Genomic DNA, 20,233 nt, shown 5'->3' on the forward strand with positions numbered 1-20,233 from the left:
TAACCAAGCGCTCATCGCGCTCGCACGGCGACGCTGCGACGTTCTGTTCGCCATGCTGCGCGACGGCACCATTTACCAACCCAAGTCAGTCCCTAACGCTTGACGAAACACATAGGGGCACCCCCCCGGCGCCCGGATGCCCGTCGCGAGGCATCCTGCACCCGCCCGGCGCACCGTGCACCACGGCGATGCAGCGCGTCTCGCCGAAGCAACGCGAAACCGCCGGAACGCACGCCCGGCGCGGCGGCGCGCCGCGATTGCGCTTATGATGGGCGCCTTGCATTTCGTTCCGGAACTTCCTTCATGACATCCGCCGATTACGCCAGCCGCCAACGCGCGATCATTGCCGAACTGAACGTCGCCCCGCACTTCGACGCCGAGGCCGAGATCGCCCGCCGCGTCGAGTTCCTCGCGCAGTATCTTCGTTCGACCGGCCTGCGGACCTATGTGCTCGGCATCAGTGGCGGCGTCGATTCGTCGACGGCCGGCCGGCTCGCGCAACTGTCGGTCGAGCGCCTGCGCGCCGACGGCTACGATGCGCGTTTCATCGCCATGCGCTTGCCGAACGGCGTGCAGAACGACGAAGCCGATGCGCAGCGCGCGCTCGCGTTCGTCCGCGCGGACGAGGTGCTGACGGTCGACGTGAAGCCGGCCGCCGATGCGATGCTCGGCTCGCTGGCCGCAGCCGGCCACGTATTCGAAACACCCGCGCAACAGGATTTCGTGCACGGCAACATCAAGGCGCGCGAGCGCATGATCGCGCAGTACGCGGTGGCCGGCGCGCAGCGCGGCATCGTGATCGGCACCGATCACGCCGCCGAATCGCTGATGGGTTTCTTCACGAAGTTCGGCGACGGCGGCGCGGACATCCTGCCGCTCGCGGGCCTGAACAAGCGTCGCGTGCGCGCGGTCGCGCGTGCGCTCGGCGGCGAGGAGCTGATCGTGATGAAGGTGCCGACGGCCGACCTCGAGGAACTGCGCCCGCTGCGCCCCGACGAGCACGCATACGGCGTGAGCTACGACGAGATCGACGATTTCCTCGAAGGCAAGCCGGTCAGCGACCACGTGTACGAAACCGTACTGCGCTTCCACGAAGGTTCGCGCCACAAGCGCGCGCTGCCGTACACGATGTTCGACTGGCCGGCCGCGTAAGCCGCTACCGAGACTGAGCGACCGGCTCGTCGCAAGCATCCGGCACGGCGGCACGGCGACCGGCCGGCAGCGTCGGAGCCCAACCGCCGCGCGCGGCCGTGACGGCTGCGCGCGGCAACCCGGCGACCGGCACCGCTATGCGTGCCCGCCCGTCTTCTTCGCCTGCAGCGCGCGAATCCGCATCCGCGCGCCCGTATTGCTGACCGTCGCGTCGTACATCGTCGCGAGATCGCGCTTGAGCGCGGTGCGCGAGCCGCCGTCGAGATACACCATGTGCCCCGACGGATAGAAGCGCGCGGACAGGTTCTGCCGCACCTGCTGGTCTTCGAGCGGCATCTGCTGCAGGTCGATCACGGTCTGGTAGAACGGCGTGACGAAATCGTAGAAGCCGTTCGCCGACAGCACCTTCAAATCGACGTTCAACGCCATCACCGCCGCGAGATCGCCGGCCGTGTAGAGAATCACGTTCCCCTGCGCATCGATGCCCTGCTGCGCGCCGGTCGGGTCGATGTGGCTGAAATCCCAGTTCTGGAACGCCTGGTCGTTCAGGTCGGTGAACGCGGAATTCGACGTGAACTTCAGCTGCTCGTTCAGGTAGCTGTTCCACATCGCCGTATAGACGCCCGTCACGGCCGTCATCGTCGGATCGTTGCCGCCCGAGTTCGGGTCGATCTTGCCGGCGATGCCCGACGAGATCCCGGTCACGCGGCCGTCGTACGAGCCGAGCGCGAGCCCCTGCGCATGCAGCAGCGACGTCAGGAACAGCGAATTGCCGCGCGTGTCGTAACCCGCGATGTCGAGGCTCCACGATTGCAGCGTCGCCGTGTCGATGCCCGTGTACTGCGACAGTTTCTGCACGGCGGCCGCGTCCGCATGCGGCACCGTACGCAGCGCGTTCAGATAATCGGTGCGCGAGAACTGCGCGACTTCCTCGACGAACGCGCCGAGATCGGTCGGCGCCGGCGTGACGCCGAGCTTCTTGTGATACCACGCGTCGGCCGCGGCGGTCGGCAACGCACCGACCGGGTTGCCGGCCTGCCGGTAGTCGAGGATCGACGATTGCAGCGTGACGCCGTTCAGGTCGACACCGTCCTCGTGCAGCTTGTACGCGAGCACGCAGCTGCGCGCGGTGCCGTACGATTCGCCGAACAGGTATTTCGGCGAATTCCAGCGGTTGTTCTTCGTCAGGTAGCGCTTGATGAACTGCTTCAGCGAATCCGCATCCTGGTCGACGCCCCAGAAGTTGCGGTTCTTGTTCGGCGCGACGGCCGCCGAATAGCCGGTGCCCACCGGGTTGATGAACACGAGATCGCTGTGGTCGATCATGCTGTCCGGGTTGTCTTCCATCTGGTACGGCGCGGGCGGTGTGAAACCCGGCATCGACGTCTTGATGCGCTTCGGCGCGAACGAGCCGAGCAGCACGAACACCGACGACGAACCGGGCCCGCCGTTATAGAAGAACGTCACCGGGCGCGTTTCTTCCTTCGCGCCGTCCGCCGTGAAAGCGACGTAGAAGATCTTCGCAGCCGGCTGCGAACTGCTCGGGTCGACCGTCACGAGGTGGCCGGCCGTCGCCGTGTACGCGATGCGCTTGCCGTCGATCAGGATCGTGTGATGCGTGATCGCGGCCGCCTCGGTCGTATCGGTCACCGAGTCGTCGGGGCCGTTGCCGTACGCGACCGGGTCGAAGAACGGCTGGTCGCGGCCGTGGCTCAGCGCGACCGGGTTGATGGTCGGCGGCACGCCATGCGAATTGTGGTCGCCGTGATGCAGCGGATACACGCCGCCGGAAGATGCGGAATCGATGCCCATCGTGCTGCTCCTGGAGGTGAAAAAAGACGCGGGCAGGACACCCGCGTCGAACGGAAAGGCGTGTGCCCGCGCGTCAGCTCGACGGCTTGCGCGCGAGAATCGCGGCGAGTTGCGTGCCGTTCGGGCTGCCGAGACCCGTGCACGCATCCCAGCCCGAAGCAGCCGCATAGGTGCCGTTCGATCCTTTCGTGATGTCGCGCAGTGCGCCCGGATTCTTGTACAGCGCCGGATTGATCCAGCCGGCCGATGTGCCGGCCGCCGCATTGATCCGTGCGATCAGCGCGGCCCACAGCGGCGCGACCGCGCTCGTGCCACCCATCACGGTAGCCGTGCCGGCGACCGACACCTCGTAACCCGTCTGCGGCGACGCATCGCCGGCCACGTCGGGCACGCCGCGTTTCGCCAGCGGCGTGCGGCTGCCGTCGGCAAGCGTGACGGCGAGCCCCTGCTGCCACGCCGGCACGTCGAACAGCGTGCTGACGCCGCCGCCGCCCGCGCCGCCGCCAGCTGCCTCGTCGTTCCACGTGACCTCGCTGCGGATGCCCTGCCCCGGCAGCGCGTCGAGCTGCGTGCCCCCGCAGCCGAGCACGTACGGGCTCGATGCGGGGAAGTCGACGTGATCGGCGCCGTCCTGCAGCCCGTCGCCCGAGCCGCTGTCGCCCGACGCCGCACACACGGTAATGCCCTGCGCGGCGGCCGCCTGCAGCACGCGGTTGAACGCCTGCGCCGACTGGGCCTGCCAGGTCGCTTCCGGGCCGCCCCAACTGATCGAGATCACCGACGGCTTGTTGGTCGTGTCGCTGACGGCCGCGTTGACGGCCTGGATGAAGCCCGCGTCGCTGTTCGATGCGAAGTAGACGGCGATCTTCGCGGCCGGCGCGATCGCACCGGCGATCTCGATGTCGAGCGCGACTTCGCCGTCCGGGCCGTTCGGGTCGCCGGTCGGCGTGTTGCGGCCGGTTCCGACGTTCACGTCGACGAGCGTCGGCGGCGTCGTGATCCCGAGCCCGCGGAAATACTGCTGGATATCGGCCGCGCGATAGCCGCCGCCGAGTTCGACGATCGCAATGCATTGGCCGGCGCCGTCACCTGCCGGAAAGCCGTACAGCGACGCCAGCTGGACCGGCGTGAACGTGACGCCCGCCGCGCCGCCGCGCGCGGGCCGGAACGGCGGACGCAGCCGGAAATGCGGCCGCGCCTGCGGGCGGCTGTCGAGGCCGAGCACGGCCGTGACGGCATCGCCGAGATCGTCGGGTAGTGCGATCGGGCCCGAGCGGCCGCGATACTGGCCGATCGACCGATGCTCGAAACGCTCGAGCGTGACGCCGAATGCGGCTTCGAACTGCTTGATCGTGCCCGACAGCACGACGACGCTCTCGACCGGATCGACGCGATCGACCGTGAGCTGGTGATGACGCGCGAAGTCCTCGGTCTTGCGGATGTCGTCGGGATTGGCGGAAAAACGCTGCGCGAACGCTTCGCGCGACAACGGTTTCGCCTGTGTGTCGCCGGTGGCGAGCTGGTGGACCAACGTATCGAGTTGCCCTTCTTCCTGCCGCCGCAACATGATCGTGACGTGGATGCGTTCTGCCGGATCGCACGGGCCGAGGCACTTGGACTCGGCGACGATTCGGGGTTCACGGTCGGCGTGAAGATGCCTTGCCATGTTCAGACCCTCCTTGGTACCGCGTTGCACGGAACAGCCAGGAAATCGGACATAGCCGGCGGAAGTCGGTTCCGTTCGGTCAGTCGGTTCGCGATTGCGCGAAGGTGAAGGAAGTTTAGAACAGTCAGACGATTTGCGCGCACGCCCTTCTGCAGCAAGGCATGCGCGTGACGGCCGGCATGGCGCACGGCCTGCGGCGATCGGCGCATCGCTGCCGCACGGCTGTCGACCGGCGCGGCAACGGTGCAAGAACCCCGTTCAGTCCATCGACAGGCGCAGCGCGAAACCGATCAGCGCCGCCGAAAACGTCCAGCGTTGCACGGTTTGCGCGAGCGGATGCGCACGCATCCACGCCGCGATGCGCGACGCGCCGAACACGCACGCGAGGTCGAAGCACACGCCGGCCGCGACCAGCAGCGCGCCGAGCTCGAACATCTGCCAGACGACCGGCCCGGCCTCGGGACGCACGAACTGCGGCAGCAGCACCGAGCAGAACAGCAGCGCCTTCGGGTTCAGCAGGTTCGTCAGCAGCCCCTTCACGAACGACTGCCGCAGCTCGCCGGCCGTCGCCGCCGTGTCGCCGTCGCCGAGCGCGAACACCGGCGAGCGGAACACCTGGATCGCGACATAGGCGAGATACAGCGCGCCGCCGTAGCGGATCACCTCGTACAGCCACGGCGCGCTGCGGATCAGCGCCGCGACGCCACACGCCGACAGCGTCACGTGCGCGGTGCGCGCGAGCGACAGGCCGCCCGCCGCCGCCATGCCCGGCCGCACGCCACGGCCGATGCTGGTCTGCAGCACGAGCGCCATGTCAGGCCCCGGCACCGCATAGATGGCCGCCAGCGCGGCGAGATAAATCAACAGCAAATGCGTGGAAATCATGGTCTGCCCCCGTCCTTCAATGACGATATGTTGCCGCTGAAGGACGAGGGATTATTGGCCATCTTTGGCTCGGAATTGGCGATCCATAGGGGAATCCGCCACAATCATGGAATCGAAACAAGGATTCCGCCAACATGACCGAGCTCGATAAAACCGACCGCGCGATCCTCGCTGCGGTGCAGCGCGACGGCCGCCTGCCGATCGCGCGTCTCGCCGAATCCGTCGGCTTGTCCGAGACGCCCTGTGCGCGGCGCCTCAAACGGCTCGAAAGCGACGGTTACATCGAGCGCTACCGCGCGCAGCTGTCGCGGCAGGCGCTCGGCTTCGGCGTCGTCGCGTTCGTGCTCGTGCGGTTCGCGACGCACGACCGCAAGACCGCCGACCGCTTCGAGCGGGAAGTGCTCGGCATCGAGCGGATCCTGGCGTGCCACAACGTGGCGGGCACCGCCGACTATATGCTGCAGGTCGTGGCGCGCGATCTGGACGATTACGGCACGTTCCTGCGCGAATCGCTGCGGATGCTGCCGGGCGTGACGTCGATCGAATCGGCGCTGTCGCTACGCGAAGTCAAGCATGACGCGGGGCTGCCGGTGCCGTGACGCCGGCGGTCGGACAGCGCACACAAGCCGGCCCATCGCGGGCTTCGTCAGTTCGACGCCCATCGATGCAGACAGCGTCGGACCGCGCCGCCGCAACACTCGTTCACATTGTTGATGCCGGCCGCCTACGCAATGTCGGGCGGCTGGTGTGCGCGCTCCAGATCCTCGAGAAACGCCTCGACGAGCGGATTCCCGCGCCCGTTGCGCGCGACGACCATGTGGAACGTCACGTCGTAGCGCAGTTCCTCCGGATTGAGCGGCGCGAGCAATCCCTGCGCGACGTACGGCGCCGCGAAGTGCTGCGGCAGGTAGCCGAGGTGGTGGCCGGACAGGATCAGCAGCGCGACGGCCTCCATGTTGTCGGCGGTCGCGGTCACGCGGTCGGGCGTCGTCGACAGTTGCGCCTCCGGTAGCGGATACGAGCGCCACGCCCATTCGAAACCCGCGACGTCGGCCGGCGTCAGCATGCCGGCGCCGTCGAACAGCGGATGGCCGCGGCCGCAATACGCGACCTGACGCTCGATGAACAGCGGCGTGTAGTGCAGCGACGGCACGCGGTGCCAGAAGTAACCGACCGCGATCTGGATCTCGTCGCCCAGCAGTTTCTCCTCGAGATCGCCCGGCGCGCGCACCGAAATCGAGAAACGCACGGCTTCGTCGCGCGTGCGGAACGCGGCGATCGCCTCGGCGATCCGCGCATTCTGGCTCACCGGCGTATGGCCGATCAGGCCGATGTTCAGCGTGCCGACCAGCTGGCGGTCCATGTGCCGCGCGGCCATCCCGAATTCGTCGAGCGCCGCGAGCAGCTTGCGGCTCATCGCATGGAACCGTTCGCCCTTCGGCGTGAGCCGGAAGCCGCTGCGGCCGCGCTCGCAGAGCCGGTAGCCGAGCCGTGTCTCGAGCGACGACAGCTGCGCGCTGATCGTCGACTGCCCGACGTTCAGCACGGCCTGCGCGGCCGATACACCGCCCGCGTCCGTGACCGCGAGAAACACGCGGATCAGCCGCAGATCGAGGGTCGACAGATTCCCCAGCACGTTCATCCCCTTCCATACATCGATGAAAATCGATGTTTACGTCGATATCTTCGCATTCTTCTTTCCCGGCGGAGCGCGTAAAACTGTGCGCCAAGCCGCGTCGAATGATACGGCAACCCCACATCGGAAGAGACAGCCCATGAACGACCACACCCATTTCCAGCCGCTCGGCGGCAATGAAATGCCGCGCTGCGGCGGCATCGCGACGATGATGCGCCTGCCGCACGTGGCGAGCGCCGAAGGCCTCGACGCCTGTTTCGTCGGCGTGCCGTTCGATCTCGGCACGTCCAACCGCACCGGCGCACGCTTCGGCCCGCGCCAGATCCGTACCGAATCCGTGCTGCTGCGCCCGTACAACATGGCCACGCGCGCCGCGCCGTTCGATTCGCTGCAGATCGCCGATATCGGCGATGTCGCGATCAACCCGTACAACCTGCACGATTCGATCGCGCGCATCGAAGCCGCGTACGACGCGATCCTCGAGCACGATTGCAAGCCGATCACGCTCGGCGGCGACCATACGATCGCGCTGCCGATCCTGCGCGCGATCCACCGCAAGCACGGCAAGGTTGCATTGATCCACGTCGATGCACACGCCGACGTGAACGACACGATGATGGGCGAAAAGATCGCGCACGGCACGCCGTTCCGCCGCGCGGTCGAGGAAGGCCTGCTGCACGGCGACAAGGTCACGCAGATCGGCCTGCGCGGCACCGGCTACGCGGCCGAGGATTTCGACTGGTGCCGCGAGCAGGGCTTCCGCGTCGTCCAGGCCGAGGAATGCTGGAACAAGTCGCTCGCGCCGCTGATGGAAGAAGTGCGCGCACGCGTCGGCGACACGCCCGTCTACATCAGCTTCGACATCGACGGCATCGACCCGGCCTACGCACCGGGCACCGGCACGCCGGAAATCGCGGGCCTCACGGTGCCGCAGGCGCTCGAGATCATCCGCGGCGCGAAGGGCTTGAACATCGTCGGCTGCGATCTCGTCGAAGTCGCGCCGCCGTACGACCCGTTCGGCACCACGGCGCTGCTCGGTGCGAACCTCGCGTACGAGCTGCTGTGCGTGCTGCCGGGCGTCAAGTACCGCGACTGATTCCCGCCCCCCCTATTCCAAAATCAGAGCATTCCAGAGGAGCACACATCAAGATGGGGACTTCCGTCAAGCAACCCAAGCGGGCGGCGCTCGCGTCGTTCGTCGGCACCACGATCGAGTGGTACGACTTCTATAGCTACGCGACCGCCGCCGCCATCGTGTTCGGGCCGCTGTTCTTTCCCGGCGAAAACCGCTTCATCAGCCTGCTCGCGTCGTTCGGCTCGTTCGCGGTCGGCTTCTTCGCGCGGCCGCTCGGCGGCGTGATGTTCGGCTATCTCGGCGACCGCTTCGGCCGCAAGCGCTCGCTGCTCGCGACGCTGATGCTGATGGCCGTGTCGACCGTCGCGATCGGCTTGCTGCCGACCCATGCGCAGGCCGGCGTGATCGCACCGATCCTGCTGGTGCTGATGCGCGTGCTGCAAGGCATCGCGGTCGGCGGCGAATGGGGCGGTGCGGTGCTGCTCGCCGGCGAGCATGCGCCGGAAGGCAAGCGCACGTTCTTCGCGTCGTTCGCGCAGCTCGGCAGCGCAAGCGGGCTGATCCTGTCGATGCTCGCGTTCGGCGCGATCAGCACGCTGTCGAAGGACGACATGATGAGCTGGGGCTGGCGCGTGCCGTTCCTCGCAAGCTCCGTACTGCTGATCGTCGGCTTCGTGATCCGCGCGAGCGTGTCCGAGTCGCCCGAGTTCGAGGAAGTCAAGAAGAGCGGCAACATCGCGCAAAAGCCGCTGCGTGAAGCGCTCAAGTACTGGCCGCTGCTGCTGCTCGCGATCGGTGCGAACGTGTACGGCATCGCCGGCGTGTATTTCAGCAACATCTTCATGATCAGCTATGCGACGCAATTCCTGTCGCTCGACCGGTCGATGGTGCTGCATTGCATGACGATCGTCGCGGTGCTGCAGTTCGTCGTGCAGCTCGCGGCCGCGTTCCTCGCGCAGCGCTTCGGAACCACGCGCGTGCTGCTGATCACCGGCGCATGGGCCGCGATCGTCCCGTTCCTGATGCTGCCGCTCGTGCACATGGGCACGCCGCTGTCGATCACGGTCGGTGTCGGCCTCGCGACGCTCGCGGAATCGGGCTACTACTCGGTCGTCGCGGGCTTCGTCAGCGGCATCTTCGTCGCGCGCATCCGCTATACGGCGATCTCGATCGCGTACCAGGTGTGCGGTGCGCTCGCCGGCGGCCTCACGCCGCTGGTGGCGACCATCATCGCGCAGAACACCGCGCCGCAATGGTGGCCGCTCGCGATCCAGTACACGAGTGCCGCCGTGGTGTCGTCGCTGTGCGTGTGGCTGATCTCGCGCCGCGTCAGCATCGACGATGCCGGTGCGCCCCGCAAGCAGGAAGACGCGTTGCCGCGAGGCGCGCGCACCGTGTAATACCCGCGCACCGGCGCAGGCAGCTTCACCCGCCTGCCCGGTCATCGCAAGCAAGGGCAGCGCACCGCGCTGCCCTTTTTCATTTGCCCGTACGGAAGTCCGAGCGCCAGGGCAGGCATCGCGTTGCACGTGCCGCCGCGCGCGCAATACGACCGGCCCGCGTTGCCCGCGTCAATGCACCTGGCTGCGCAGCGTCTTCGCGGCGGCGACCATGTTCGTCAGCGCCGGGATCACCTCCGCCCACTGGCGCGTCTTCAGGCCGCAGTCCGGGTTCACCCACAAGCGCTCCGCCGGAATCCGTTCCGCCGCCTTCTTCATCAGGCCGACGATGTGATCCTGCGTCGGGATGTTCGGCGAATGGATGTCGTACACGCCCGGCCCGATCTCGTTCGGATACCTGAAGCTGTCGAACGCGTCGAGCAGCTCCATGTCCGAGCGCGACGTCTCGATCGTGATCACGTCCGCGTCCATGTCGGCGATCGACGCGATGATGTCGTTGAACTCCGAATAGCACATGTGCGTGTGGATCTGCGTGTCGTCCTGCACGCCGTTCGCGGTGATGCGGAACGATTCGACCGCCCACTTCAGGTACTCGCCCCATTGCGCGCGGCGCAGCGGCAGCCCTTCGCGCAGCGCGGCCTCGTCGATCTGGATCACGCGCACGCCGGCCTTCTCGAGATCGAGCACCTCCTCGCGGATCGCAAGCGCGAGCTGGTAGCACGACACCGAGCGCGGCTGGTCGTCGCGCACGAACGACCAGTTCAGGATCGTCACGGGGCCGGTCAGCATGCCCTTCATCGGCTTGTTCGTCAGCGACTGCGCGTACGTGATCCATTCGACCGTCATCGCCTTCGGGCGGCTGATGTCGCCGAACAGGATCGGCGGCTTCACGCAGCGCGAACCGTACGACTGCACCCAGCCGAACTGGCTGAATGCGTAGCCGTCGAGCTGCTCGCCGAAGTATTCGACCATGTCGTTGCGCTCGGCTTCGCCGTGCACGAGCACGTCGAGTTCGAGCGATTCCTGTTCGCGGACGCTGCGCTCGATTTCGGCCTGCATCGCCGTGCGGTAGCCGGCCTCGTCGAGCGTGCCGGCCTTGAACTGGCTGCGCGCCTGGCGGATTTCGGCGGTCTGCGGGAACGAGCCGATCGTCGTCGTCGGGAAAGCCGGCAGCTTCAGTCGCGCCGACTGCTTCGACGCGCGCTGCGCATAGGGGCTCACGCGATTGCCGAGCTGCGCGTCGATGCGCGCGATCGCGGCCTTCACCGCCGGGTTGTTCACGCGCGGTGAGCGACGGCGCGAGTCGATCGCGGCAGCGTTCGCGGCGAGCGCCCCGGCCACCTTGTCGCGACCTTCGTTCAGCGCGGTCGCGAGCACCTTCAGCTCGTCGAGCTTCTGCAGCGCGAACGCGAGCCACGAGCGGATTTCCGCATCGAGCTTCTCCTCGTTCGCGAGATCGACCGGCACGTGCAGCAGCGAGCACGACGGCGCGAGCCACAAGCGATCACCCAGTTGCTTCGCGAGCGGTTCGAGCCAGTCGAGCGTCGCGTTCAAGTCCGTCTTCCAGATGTTGCGGCCGTTGATCGCGCCCACCGACAGCACGCGCTCGGCCGGCAGTTCACGTACCAGTGCGCCGATTTCGTCGCGTGCGTTGATCGCATCGACATGCAGGCCGTCGACCGGCAGCGAAGCCGCGAGCGTCAGGTTGTCCCGAAGCTGGCCGAAGTACGTGGCGAGCAGCAGCTTAATGCGACGCGTTTCCAGCGCCGCGTACGCGGTGCGGAAGGCCTGACGCCATTCGGCATCGAGCTCCGTCACGAGGATCGGCTCGTCGATCTGCACCCATTCGACACCCTGCGCGGTCAGCGTGTCGAGCAGCGCGCCGTACACGGGCAGCAGCTTGGGCAGCAGCGCGAGGCGATCGGAATCGTCCTTCGCCTTGCCGAGCCACAGGTACGTGACGGGGCCGAGGATCACCGGCTTCGCGTTCACGCCCTGCGCGTTCGCCTCGGCGAGTTGCTGCAGCAGGCGCGACGGATCGAGCGAGAAGTTCGTGTCCGCGTGAAACTCCGGCACGATGTAGTGGTAGTTCGTGTCGAACCACTTCGTCATTTCACCGGCCGCGACACCGCCGCAGCATGCCGCGTGTTCTTCCGCCGACTGCGCCGAACGGCCGCGCGCGACGCGGAAATAGTTGTCGAGCGCGTCGCCATGGAAATCCTGCACGCGCTTCGGCAGGTTGCCGAGCGTGAAGCTCATGTCGAGCACCTGGTCGTAGAACGCGAAATCGCCGATCGGCGCCAGGTCCAGATCGCGCTGGTCGTGCCAGTGGCGCTGGCGCAGCTCGGCGCCGAGCGCCTTCAGCGCGTCACGCGACGACTCGCCCTTCCAGTAGCGTTCGAGACCGAACTTGAGTTCGCGCTTCGCGCCGATGCGCGGAAAACCGAGGTTGTGTGTCGTAACCATGAAGCTGCCGTCCAGAGAAAAATTGTAGATCCGGCAGCCATCATAGGGATTTCAAACCATGAAATAAAATGGCATTATTTCATTCATCCATTAAAGTTGTTCATGCATTCGTTGCGCGAGCGAAATCCATGCTGGAACGATTCCATCTCGTCGTCATTCGTGAAGTCGAGCGCCAGGGCTCGCTGACCGCGGCCGCCAATGCGCTGCACCTCACGCAGTCGGCGCTCAGCCATACCGTCCGGAAAATCGAGCAGCAGCTCGGCACGCCGATCTGGGACCGCGAAGGCCGCGGCCTGCGGCTCACGCAGGGCGGCCAATATCTGCTGAAACTGGCGAACCGGCTGCTGCCGCAGTTCGAGCTTGCCGAGGAGCGGATGAAGCAGTATGCGAAGGGCGAGCGCGGCACGCTGCGCATCGGGATGGAGTGCCACCCGTGCTACCAGTGGCTGCTGAAGGTCGTGTCGCCTTACCTGTCGCGCTGGCCCGACGTCGACGTGGACGTGAAGCAGCGCTTCCAGTTCGGCGGTATCGGCGCGCTGTTCGGCCATGACATCGACGTACTCGTGACGCCCGATCCGCTGAACAAGCCGGGCCTGCGCTTCGATCCCGTGTTCGACTACGAGCAGGTGCTGGTGGTCGCCGACTCGCACCGGTTCGCGAACGCCGACTACGTGACGCCCGAGCAACTGACCGACGAGATCCTGATCACGTACCCGGTCGAGACCGACCGGCTCGACATCTACAACCAGTTCCTGACGCCGGCCGGCATCGTGCCGAGGCGGCACAAATCGATCGAGACCACCGACATCATGCTGCAGATGGTGGCGAGCGAACGCGGCGTGGCCGCGCTGCCGAGATGGCTGGCCGACGAGTACGCAGACCGGATGCCGGTCGTGCCGGTCAAGCTCGGCAAGAAGGGGATCTCGAAGCAGATCTTTCTCGGCATCCGCGAAGCGGACGCATCGATCGACTACCTGGCCGCGTTCGTCGCGCTCGCGCGCGAATCGACGTGGAGCGCGCCGCGCATCCTGCGCTAGGCACGCTCCGTTGCGCTGCGCGTCAGGCGGCGCGCAGGCCGATGCGTTCGCTGCGCTCGACCCACGCGCCGAACAGCAGGCCGATCGTCGTCCACATGATCACCTGCATGCCGATCGCCGCGACGCGGAATTTCCACAGCAGGGCTGCCGGGAAATCGGCCGGCAGCTCGCTGACCGACGGCAGCCCGATCTGCACGGCCGCGATGATCGCGACAAACACGAGCCCGGCGACGATCGACGCGTTCCACTGGCCGAGCTTCGCCAGCAAATGGCGGCGCACGCTGACCGAGAACACCATCGTCGCGACCGAGATCGCGATCATCAGGAAGAACAGGCCCGTGCGATAGCCGATCGTGTCGGGATCGCCGACCGACGGCGGATTGGCCGGGTACTTGAGGTTCGGCACGATCACGAGCGCGACGAATGCCGCCAGCGCGAGCCACGCGGCCAGCGGGCGGGCCGGGAGGCGGCTGCCCCGCCCGTAGGCAAACGCGAAGACCAGCGAGAACAGCCCGCCGAATGCCGCGCCGTAGGTCACGACGCCCGTCAGCAGCCCGAGGCCGGCCTGCGTGTGGCGGCTGACCAGCTCGGGCTCCGGTGCGTCGCCTTTGGCGGCGTCGGTTTTTTCTTCGAGGGAGATCGCCTGATCGACTTGCGGTTCACCGACGATTCTGGCGAAACCGAACGTGAGGAGGCCTGCGGCGATGCCTGCGAGCATCCCGCGCATGAGCAACTTTCCGACCATCATGACCTCCGCGTCAGTGGCAGGGAAAGCCGAGCAGATGGCGGCCGTCGTGGACGAATTCGTGGACGTACATGCCCGGCACGAGCGACGTCGCGCCTTGTTCCGCGCCGACGAAATAGAGGGCGAGCAACAGGATCAGGCCGACGAATACGGCCCACGGCAACAGTTCACGGACGGGGATGGGTGCCGGCACGACTGCCGGCTTCAGCACTGCTTCGCTCATGGATGCACCTCAGGGGAATCGCGCCCCGACAAATGTTGGATGGGTACGAAGGCAGGTCTGGCTTCCGGGATCATGGATCCCCGGTTACAGTGGCGCGACCGCGCCGGAATTACACCGGCTTCCGCGTTTCGTATCGGGCGAATTGTACGCGCGAACGTTCGCGGATTGAAGTGATCGCACGGTGGCGATCGCGTCCCGCCCCGGAGCCCCCGAAAACCGACATGACCCTGCATGCCTCGCTGCGCCTGATCGCACACGCATCGACCCGGGCGATGCGCACCGGCACGTTTCCCGACGACGATCCGCTCGATACGCACGGGCTCGCCGAAGCCGCAGCGCTTCGCGACCGGTGGGCGGGTACCGTCGGCGCGCTCGTGCTGTGCAGCCCTGCATGCTGCGCGCGGCAGACCGCCGATGCACTCGGACTCCATGTCGACGTTGACGACGCCCTGCGCGACATCGATTACGGCAACTGGCGAGGCCGGCGCTTGCACGACCTCGCTCGCGACTGGCCGGACGAACTGGGTGCGTGGATCGGAGACCCGTCGGCATCGCCGCACGGCGGTGAATCGTTCGAAGCAGCCCTGCGCCGCGTCGGCACATGGTTGAACTCGCTGCGGCACGATCGCGACATCGTCGCAATCACGCATGCGCCGATCGTCCGCGCGGCCGTCGCACATGTGCTGCGGATGGATTCGAAGGCGGCAACCCGCATCGACATCGCGCCGCTGTCCTGCACGACGCTTGTTGCATCGCCGAATGGATGGACGTTGAGCGCGAACGGCAACGCATAGCCCGGTATTGCGCTCACTATGTGGACGACGATACGGGCCGGTACGGCGCGTTGCGTATGCCTACCTTCAATCACCTTACATGCCGGTAACGCACACCGTTCGTGGTCCCGACTGTCATCAAACTGACTGCTGGCCGCAGATAGGATCGGACGCGGTTCCCTTACGAGATGCCGTCATGAATCAACCTGCTTCGTCCGCACCGAACAACTCGGGCTCCGTCGAACGCACCAGACAGGTCGGCTATGCCGTCTTCCTGCTGGTGCTCGCGCTCGGCGCGATCTATATCGCCACGCACCTGATCGACGATCTGTCGCCGGTCCGTGAAGGGAAGCTGTTCCCGTACCTGCTGCTCGGCGCCGCGCTGCTGATCGCGCTCGGCTTCGAATTCGTCAACGGCTTCCACGACACCGCGAACGCGGTCGCCACCGTGATCTATACGCACTCGCTGACGCCGAACGTCGCGGTGATCTGGTCCGGCATGTGGAACTTCCTCGGCGTGATGGTCTCGAGCGGCGCCGTCGCGTTCGGCATCCTGCAGTTGCTGCCGGTCGAGCTGATCCTGCAGGTCGGCAGCGGTTCCGGCTTCGCGATGGTGTTCGCACTGCTGATCGCCGCAATCGTGTGGAACCTCGCGACCTGGTATTTCGGGTTGCCGTCGTCGAGTTCGCATACGCTGATCGGGTCGATCATCGGCGTCGGGCTGATGAACCAGCTGATGCACGGGCCGTCGGGTACGAGCGGCGTCGACTGGGGCCAGGCGCTCGGTGTCGGCAAGTCGCTGCTGTTCTCGCCGATCGTCGGCTTTCTGTGCGCAGCGCTGCTGCTGCTCGTGCTGAAGACGCTCGTGCGGATCCCCGAGTTGTACAAGGAGCCGCCGAAGGATCAGCCGCCGCCGTTCTGGATTCGCTGCCTGCTGATCCTGACCTGCACGGGCGTGTCGTTCGCGCACGGGTCGAACGACGGGCAGAAAGGGATGGGCCTCATCATGCTGATCCTGATCGGCACGGTACCGACTGCGTATGCACTGAACAAGGCCGTCACGCCGGCCGAATCGCAAACGTTCGTGGCGGTCGCGAACCAGGCGGCCGCGACATTCGGAAAGTACACGAACGGCGTCGCGCCGTCCGCGAACCCGCGCGCCGACGTCGAACACTACGTGCAGCGTCGTGAACTGACGCCCGCCGTGCTGCCGGCCGTGCAGCAGCTGTCGACGTCGCTCGCGACCGCGGTCGGCGCGTCGGGCTCGATGGCAGCCGTGCCGCAGCGCGACGTCGACAACGTGCGCAACACGATGTATCTGGTGTCCGAATCAATCCGCCTGATCGAGAAGTCGGGCCAGCCCGCGTTCGCCGCCGACGACAAGCTCGCGATCGACAACTATCGCAAGCAGCTCGACCATGCGACCAAGTTCATTCCGACATGGGTGAAGGTTGCCGTCGCGATCGCGCTGGGCCTCGGTACGATGGTCGGCTGGAAACGGATCGTCGTGACCGTCGGCGAGAAAATCGGCAAGCAGCATCTGACGTATGGACAGGGCGCATCGGCCGAACTCGTCGCGATGCTGACGATCGGCGCCGCCGACGTGTACGGGCTGCCGGTGTCGACGACACACGTGCTGTCGTCGGGTGTCGCGGGCACGATGGCGGCGAACGGGTCGGGGCTGCAATGGGGCACGGTGCGCAGCCTCGTGCTCGCATGGGTGCTGACGCTGCCGGCGTCGATCGTGCTTGCCGGCGGGCTCTACTGGTTGTTCCGGTCGATGGCTTGATTCGCGTTGCGACGGGTGGCCGGTCTGCGCCGGCCGCCTGTCGTGGAAGATTCGCCGCTCGCTTCCCCGCTTCCCCGCTTCCCCGCCTCTCCGCCTCTCCGCCTCTCCGCCTCTCCGCCTCTCCGCCTCTCCGCTTCTCCGCCTCTCCGCCTCTCCGCCTCTCCGCCTCTCCGCTTCTCCGCTTCTCCGCCTCTCCGCTTCTCCGCTTCTCCGCTTCTCCGCTTCTCCGCTTCTCCGCTTCTCCGCTTCTCCGCTTCTCCGCTTCTCCGCTTCTCCGCTTCTCCGCTTCTCCGCTTCTCCGCACTGATACGTCTCAGCCTTCGATGTGTCCGTGCGCGTCCCGTGCCCTCCCCTCTCGCTTCCGAATTGAAGCGCAAGATCTGGAGCGCGCCTGCATACGATCGTCGCTAGACTGGGTTCATCAACTTTCTTCGTGGCTCCAATCGTGCACGCAATGCTTCCGAGCATTCCGCACGGCTCGGCGCCACATCGCTGACGAACCGAGGGGTGCCCGTGAACATCGCCGATCTGCAACCTGCCGTCGAATCGCCGGACATCGCACAACGTGTCGACGCCATCGACTGGCCGACTGTCGGCGCCGAACTCGATCGCTATGGATGCGCGCGCGTGCCGGGCCTGATTTCGACGAACGAATGCGATGCGCTCGCGTCGCTCTATCCGCGGGATACGCTTTATCGTTCACGCGTCGTGATGGCGCGGCACGGATTCGGCCGCGGAGAATACAAGTATTTCGCGTACCCGCTACCCGCGGTCATTGCCGAGCTGCGTACGACGATCTACCCGCATCTCGCGCCCATCGCGAATCGCTGGAACCAGGCGCTCGGAATCGACGTCCGCTATCCGAAAGACCACACGACATTCCTCGATCGCTGCCATGCGGCGGGGCAGACGCGACCGACGCCGCTGATCCTGCAATACGGTCCCGACGACTACAACTGCCTCCATCAGGATCTCTATGGCGAGCACGTGTTTCCGCTGCAGGTTGCGATCCTGCTGTCGGCGCCGGGCCGCGATTTCACGGGCGGGGAATTCGTGTTGACGGAACAGCGGCCACGCATGCAATCACGGGCGGAAGTGGTGCCGCTGATGCAAGGCGACGCGGTGATCTTCGCCGTGCACGGCAGACCCGTGCAGGGGACGCGCGGCGTCTATCGCGTCAACCTGCGCCACGGCGTGAGCCGGATCCGCAGCGGCCACCGCCATACGGTCGGCATCATTTTCCATGACGCGCAGTGACGGCAGCGAGGACAAGCATGGCGCCGCCTCGACGTTCGTCACGCGGATGATTTCAGGTTTGCGCTCAAGCACCGCGCAGTCTGCTCACGCACCCGCAGCAGTGACAAATAACCGATTGCGCTGACCGCCAGCCCATCGCAATCACGACGGATCGACGTTTCCGGTGAGAGACGAAAGGCAGACGCGCTCACCCGTCGTAGTGCCAATTCGATTCGTAACTCTGCCTACCCTCGCGCCATACTCGCCCGCAGCCGGTCGCCTGCATTGGAGGCCAGCCGTGCATAGCCCGGCAGCGTCAGCAGCGCGAGCACGCCTGCCGCGACGAATGCCCAGCGGAAATCGTCGAGCACGTAATGCATGCCGGCCGCATCGCCGCGCGCCAACGCCGCAAGCCGCAGCGACAACGCACCGAACGCGATACCCATCCCGATCGTCATCTGCTGTGCAGCGCTCCACAGCGTGCTGGCTGCACTCGTCTGATGCGCCGGGATATCCGCATAGGCGAGTGTCGCGAGCGTCGTGAACTGCATCGACCGCGTGAGTCCGTAGACGAATACGACGAGCAGCGTGATCGCCAGCGGTGTCGACGCGGTCAGCCAGCCACACGCAATCGTGAAGATGCCGACAATTGTCACGTCGACGAGTGCAACGCGCCGGAAGCCATATCGGTCGAGAATCCACGACGTTCCCGCCTTCATCCCCAGATTGCCGAGCGCACTCGCGAGCAGCAACAGGCCGGACTGGAACGGCGACAGCCCGAAGCCGATCTGGAACAACAGCGGCAGCAGGTACGGCACGGCGTTGATCGCCATCCGTGTGACCGAACCGGTGATCACCGTCACCGAGAAGGTCGGCACCTTCAGCGTGGTGAAGTCGAGCAGCGGATGCGCGCAGCGGCGCGCATGCAACCACGCGGCCGCGCCGAACAGCACGCTCGCACCCACCAGGATGCCCGCGCGCGTGAAGTCGACATCCTGCTGGCCGGCCGCTTCGGTACCGATCAACAGACAAGTCAATGCGCCACCGGCCAGCACGAACCCAACCCAGTCGAGCGGCCGTTGCTCGTCGGCCCGCGTGTTCCGGACGATCAGCCAGGTACAGACCAGCGCGGCGATACCGAACGGGACGTTCAGCAGGAAGATCCAGCGCCATGACGCATAGGTCGTGATGAAACCGCCGATCGGCGGCCCGACGACAGGCGCGACGATGCCCGGCCACGTGATCGTCGCGATCGCGCGCATCAGCTTGGCCTTCTCGGTGCTGCGCACGACGATCATCCGTCCGACCGGCACCATCATCGCCCCGCCGACGCCTTGCAGCAGACGTGCAGCCGTGAACGTCATGACGCCCTCGGACAGCCCGCACAGCACCGACGCACCGGTAAAGACGACGATCGCACTCGCGAATACCGTGCGCGATCCATAGTGGTCCGCGATCCAGCCGCTGATCGGGATGAACACCGCCAGCGCGAGCATGTAGGCCGTCATCCCGAGGCTCAGTGCATTCGGACCGACACCGAACGAATGCGCCATTTGCGGCAGCGCAGTCGCGATCACGGTCGTGTCGAGGTACTCCATGAAGAACGTTGCGGCGACGAGATACGGCAAGAAGTCGGTCGTCCGACCACCTTGGGCAGGGCTGTCAGTCATGAACGATGCGGGAGACGGAATACGAAAGACACCGATCGCCGGCAGATGTGGGCAAGCGCCGCGAATCGGGACGAATGGCGATATTACCCCGAAGGGCCTGCTCTCCGCTCTGCAGCGTATGTGCGCGCACGGACTTTATGCGCATAGATTTTTATGACGATTCCGCGGTGCATTCGCAGAAGGGTGCACACGGTCAGGTCGACAGGGTGCGTCGAAAGACCGGTGGATGAAGCAGGGAGTTTGCGCCAGAAGATGGCATTTGTCGGCCATCGTCCATGAACGTCGCTCATTTTCGACCATCAAGACATCTCGACATCGACCGGACGCTGGCTGCAGGTGGATTGGCGTGGTCCGTAGAAGAACGTACCGAGGATTTCCGAAGTGCCTGGCGGCGGATTGCTCGAGGATGGCAGATGCCTGATTGGCGACCGCGGCCCGAATCGACGTCGTCAACGCTTCAGTTCCGGCCGCATTGCGCTATGCCGGCTCGCGCATTTCCGCCGCTCAAATGCAAAAACCCCCGCCTGTTCGGGCGGGGGTTTCTGGCTTAGGGAGCCTGACGATTACCTACTTTCACACGGGAATCCGCACTATCATCGGCGTAGAGTCGTTTCACGGTCCTGTTCGGGATGGGAAGGGGTGGGACCGACTCGCTATGGTCATCAGGC

The 20,233-nt window shown here is 66.0% G+C and carries 16 protein-coding genes, 1 rRNA gene and 1 riboswitch; of the genes, 8 read left to right on the forward strand and 9 right to left on the reverse strand.

Going from position 1 to position 20,233, the window contains the following annotated elements; genetic code table 11:
* Positions 1–303 precede the first annotated feature (303 nt).
* On the forward strand, positions 304–1,152 hold the full coding sequence (gene nadE / locus HWX87_RS37400) for an ammonia-dependent NAD(+) synthetase (RefSeq protein ID WP_176051804.1): 849 nt from the start codon (positions 304–306) through the stop codon (positions 1,150–1,152).
* A 135-nt stretch (positions 1,153–1,287) separates the two neighbouring features.
* Here nadE and HWX87_RS37405 read toward each other — a convergent pair whose 3' ends face one another.
* The 3 genes from HWX87_RS37405 to HWX87_RS37415 all read right to left on the reverse strand — a co-directional run bounded on the left by HWX87_RS37405 (position 1,288) and on the right by HWX87_RS37415 (position 5,515).
* Positions 1,288–2,964, reverse strand: coding sequence for a peptidase S1 (locus tag HWX87_RS37405; protein ID WP_176051805.1), 1,677 nt, complete (start codon positions 2,962–2,964; stop codon positions 1,288–1,290).
* Positions 2,965–3,037: 73 nt separating this feature from the next.
* Positions 3,038–4,630, reverse strand: coding sequence for a S53 family peptidase (locus HWX87_RS37410; protein ID WP_176051806.1), 1,593 nt, complete (start codon positions 4,628–4,630; stop codon positions 3,038–3,040).
* A 258-nt stretch (positions 4,631–4,888) separates the two neighbouring features.
* Complete coding sequence (locus HWX87_RS37415) at positions 4,889–5,515, reverse strand: LysE family translocator (RefSeq protein WP_176051807.1); 627 nt, start codon at positions 5,513–5,515, stop codon at positions 4,889–4,891.
* A 134-nt stretch (positions 5,516–5,649) separates the two neighbouring features.
* On the opposite strand from HWX87_RS37415, the gene HWX87_RS37420 reads away from it, so the two are divergent.
* Positions 5,650–6,114 carry an Lrp/AsnC family transcriptional regulator gene (locus tag HWX87_RS37420; RefSeq protein ID WP_176051808.1) on the forward strand — a complete coding sequence of 155 codons (465 nt, stop codon included), beginning with the start codon at positions 5,650–5,652 and terminating at the stop codon, positions 6,112–6,114.
* Positions 6,115–6,239: 125 nt separating this feature from the next.
* Here the strand turns inward: HWX87_RS37420 and HWX87_RS37425 are convergent, their stop codons facing one another.
* Positions 6,240–7,151, reverse strand: a complete 912-nt coding sequence (locus HWX87_RS37425; RefSeq protein ID WP_176051809.1) for a LysR family transcriptional regulator — start codon at positions 7,149–7,151, stop codon at positions 6,240–6,242.
* A gap of 139 nt (positions 7,152–7,290) precedes the next feature.
* Between HWX87_RS37425 and speB the strand changes: the two genes are divergently transcribed.
* The gene (gene speB / locus HWX87_RS37430; protein WP_021161147.1) at positions 7,291–8,247 is read left to right on the forward strand and encodes an agmatinase; all 957 of its coding nucleotides are present in this window, start codon (positions 7,291–7,293) and stop codon (positions 8,245–8,247) included.
* 53 nt (positions 8,248–8,300) lie between these two features.
* Positions 8,301–9,626, forward strand: coding sequence for an MFS transporter (locus HWX87_RS37435; RefSeq protein ID WP_176051810.1), 1,326 nt, complete (start codon positions 8,301–8,303; stop codon positions 9,624–9,626).
* A gap of 171 nt (positions 9,627–9,797) precedes the next feature.
* Here the strand turns inward: HWX87_RS37435 and metE are convergent, their stop codons facing one another.
* Positions 9,798–12,092, reverse strand: a complete 2,295-nt coding sequence (metE, locus tag HWX87_RS37440) for a 5-methyltetrahydropteroyltriglutamate--homocysteine S-methyltransferase (protein WP_176051811.1) — start codon at positions 12,090–12,092, stop codon at positions 9,798–9,800.
* 128 nt (positions 12,093–12,220) lie between these two features.
* Between metE and HWX87_RS37445 the strand changes: the two genes are divergently transcribed.
* Complete coding sequence (locus HWX87_RS37445) at positions 12,221–13,129, forward strand: LysR family transcriptional regulator (protein ID WP_176051812.1); 909 nt, start codon at positions 12,221–12,223, stop codon at positions 13,127–13,129.
* A 22-nt stretch (positions 13,130–13,151) separates the two neighbouring features.
* On the opposite strand, the gene HWX87_RS37450 is transcribed toward HWX87_RS37445, so the two are convergent.
* Together HWX87_RS37450 and HWX87_RS37455 are read right to left on the reverse strand one after the other, a co-directional pair.
* Positions 13,152–13,874, reverse strand: coding sequence for a CbtA family protein (locus HWX87_RS37450; RefSeq protein ID WP_176051817.1), 723 nt, complete (start codon positions 13,872–13,874; stop codon positions 13,152–13,154).
* A 13-nt stretch (positions 13,875–13,887) separates the two neighbouring features.
* Positions 13,888–14,097, reverse strand: a complete 210-nt coding sequence (locus HWX87_RS37455) for a CbtB-domain containing protein (protein WP_006488502.1) — start codon at positions 14,095–14,097, stop codon at positions 13,888–13,890.
* Between the two features lie 32 nt (positions 14,098–14,129).
* Positions 14,130–14,272, reverse strand: a riboswitch (cobalamin riboswitch).
* A 46-nt stretch (positions 14,273–14,318) separates the two neighbouring features.
* Here HWX87_RS37455 and HWX87_RS37460 point away from each other — a divergent pair.
* From HWX87_RS37460 to HWX87_RS37470, 3 genes are all read left to right on the forward strand, one after another.
* Entirely contained in the window at positions 14,319–14,891 is a 573-nt protein-coding gene (locus HWX87_RS37460) for a histidine phosphatase family protein (protein WP_176051813.1), read from the forward strand.
* Between the two features lie 175 nt (positions 14,892–15,066).
* Positions 15,067–16,659, forward strand: a complete 1,593-nt coding sequence (locus HWX87_RS37465) for an inorganic phosphate transporter (protein WP_176051814.1) — start codon at positions 15,067–15,069, stop codon at positions 16,657–16,659.
* A 513-nt stretch (positions 16,660–17,172) separates the two neighbouring features.
* Entirely contained in the window at positions 17,173–17,916 is a 744-nt protein-coding gene (locus tag HWX87_RS37470) for a 2OG-Fe(II) oxygenase (RefSeq protein ID WP_176051815.1), read from the forward strand.
* A gap of 224 nt (positions 17,917–18,140) precedes the next feature.
* On the opposite strand, the gene HWX87_RS37475 is transcribed toward HWX87_RS37470, so the two are convergent.
* A complete protein-coding gene (locus tag HWX87_RS37475) occupies positions 18,141–19,565 on the reverse strand; it encodes a DHA2 family efflux MFS transporter permease subunit (protein ID WP_176051816.1) in 1,425 nt (474 codons plus the stop codon).
* Positions 19,566–20,119: 554 nt separating this feature from the next.
* Positions 20,120–20,232 (reverse strand): 5S ribosomal RNA (gene rrf, locus HWX87_RS37480).
* Position 20,233 lies beyond the last annotated feature (1 nt).

Source organism: Burkholderia sp. BCC1644 (genome assembly GCF_902833225.1).
In the GTDB taxonomy this organism is placed as follows: Bacteria; Pseudomonadota; Gammaproteobacteria; order Burkholderiales; family Burkholderiaceae; genus Burkholderia.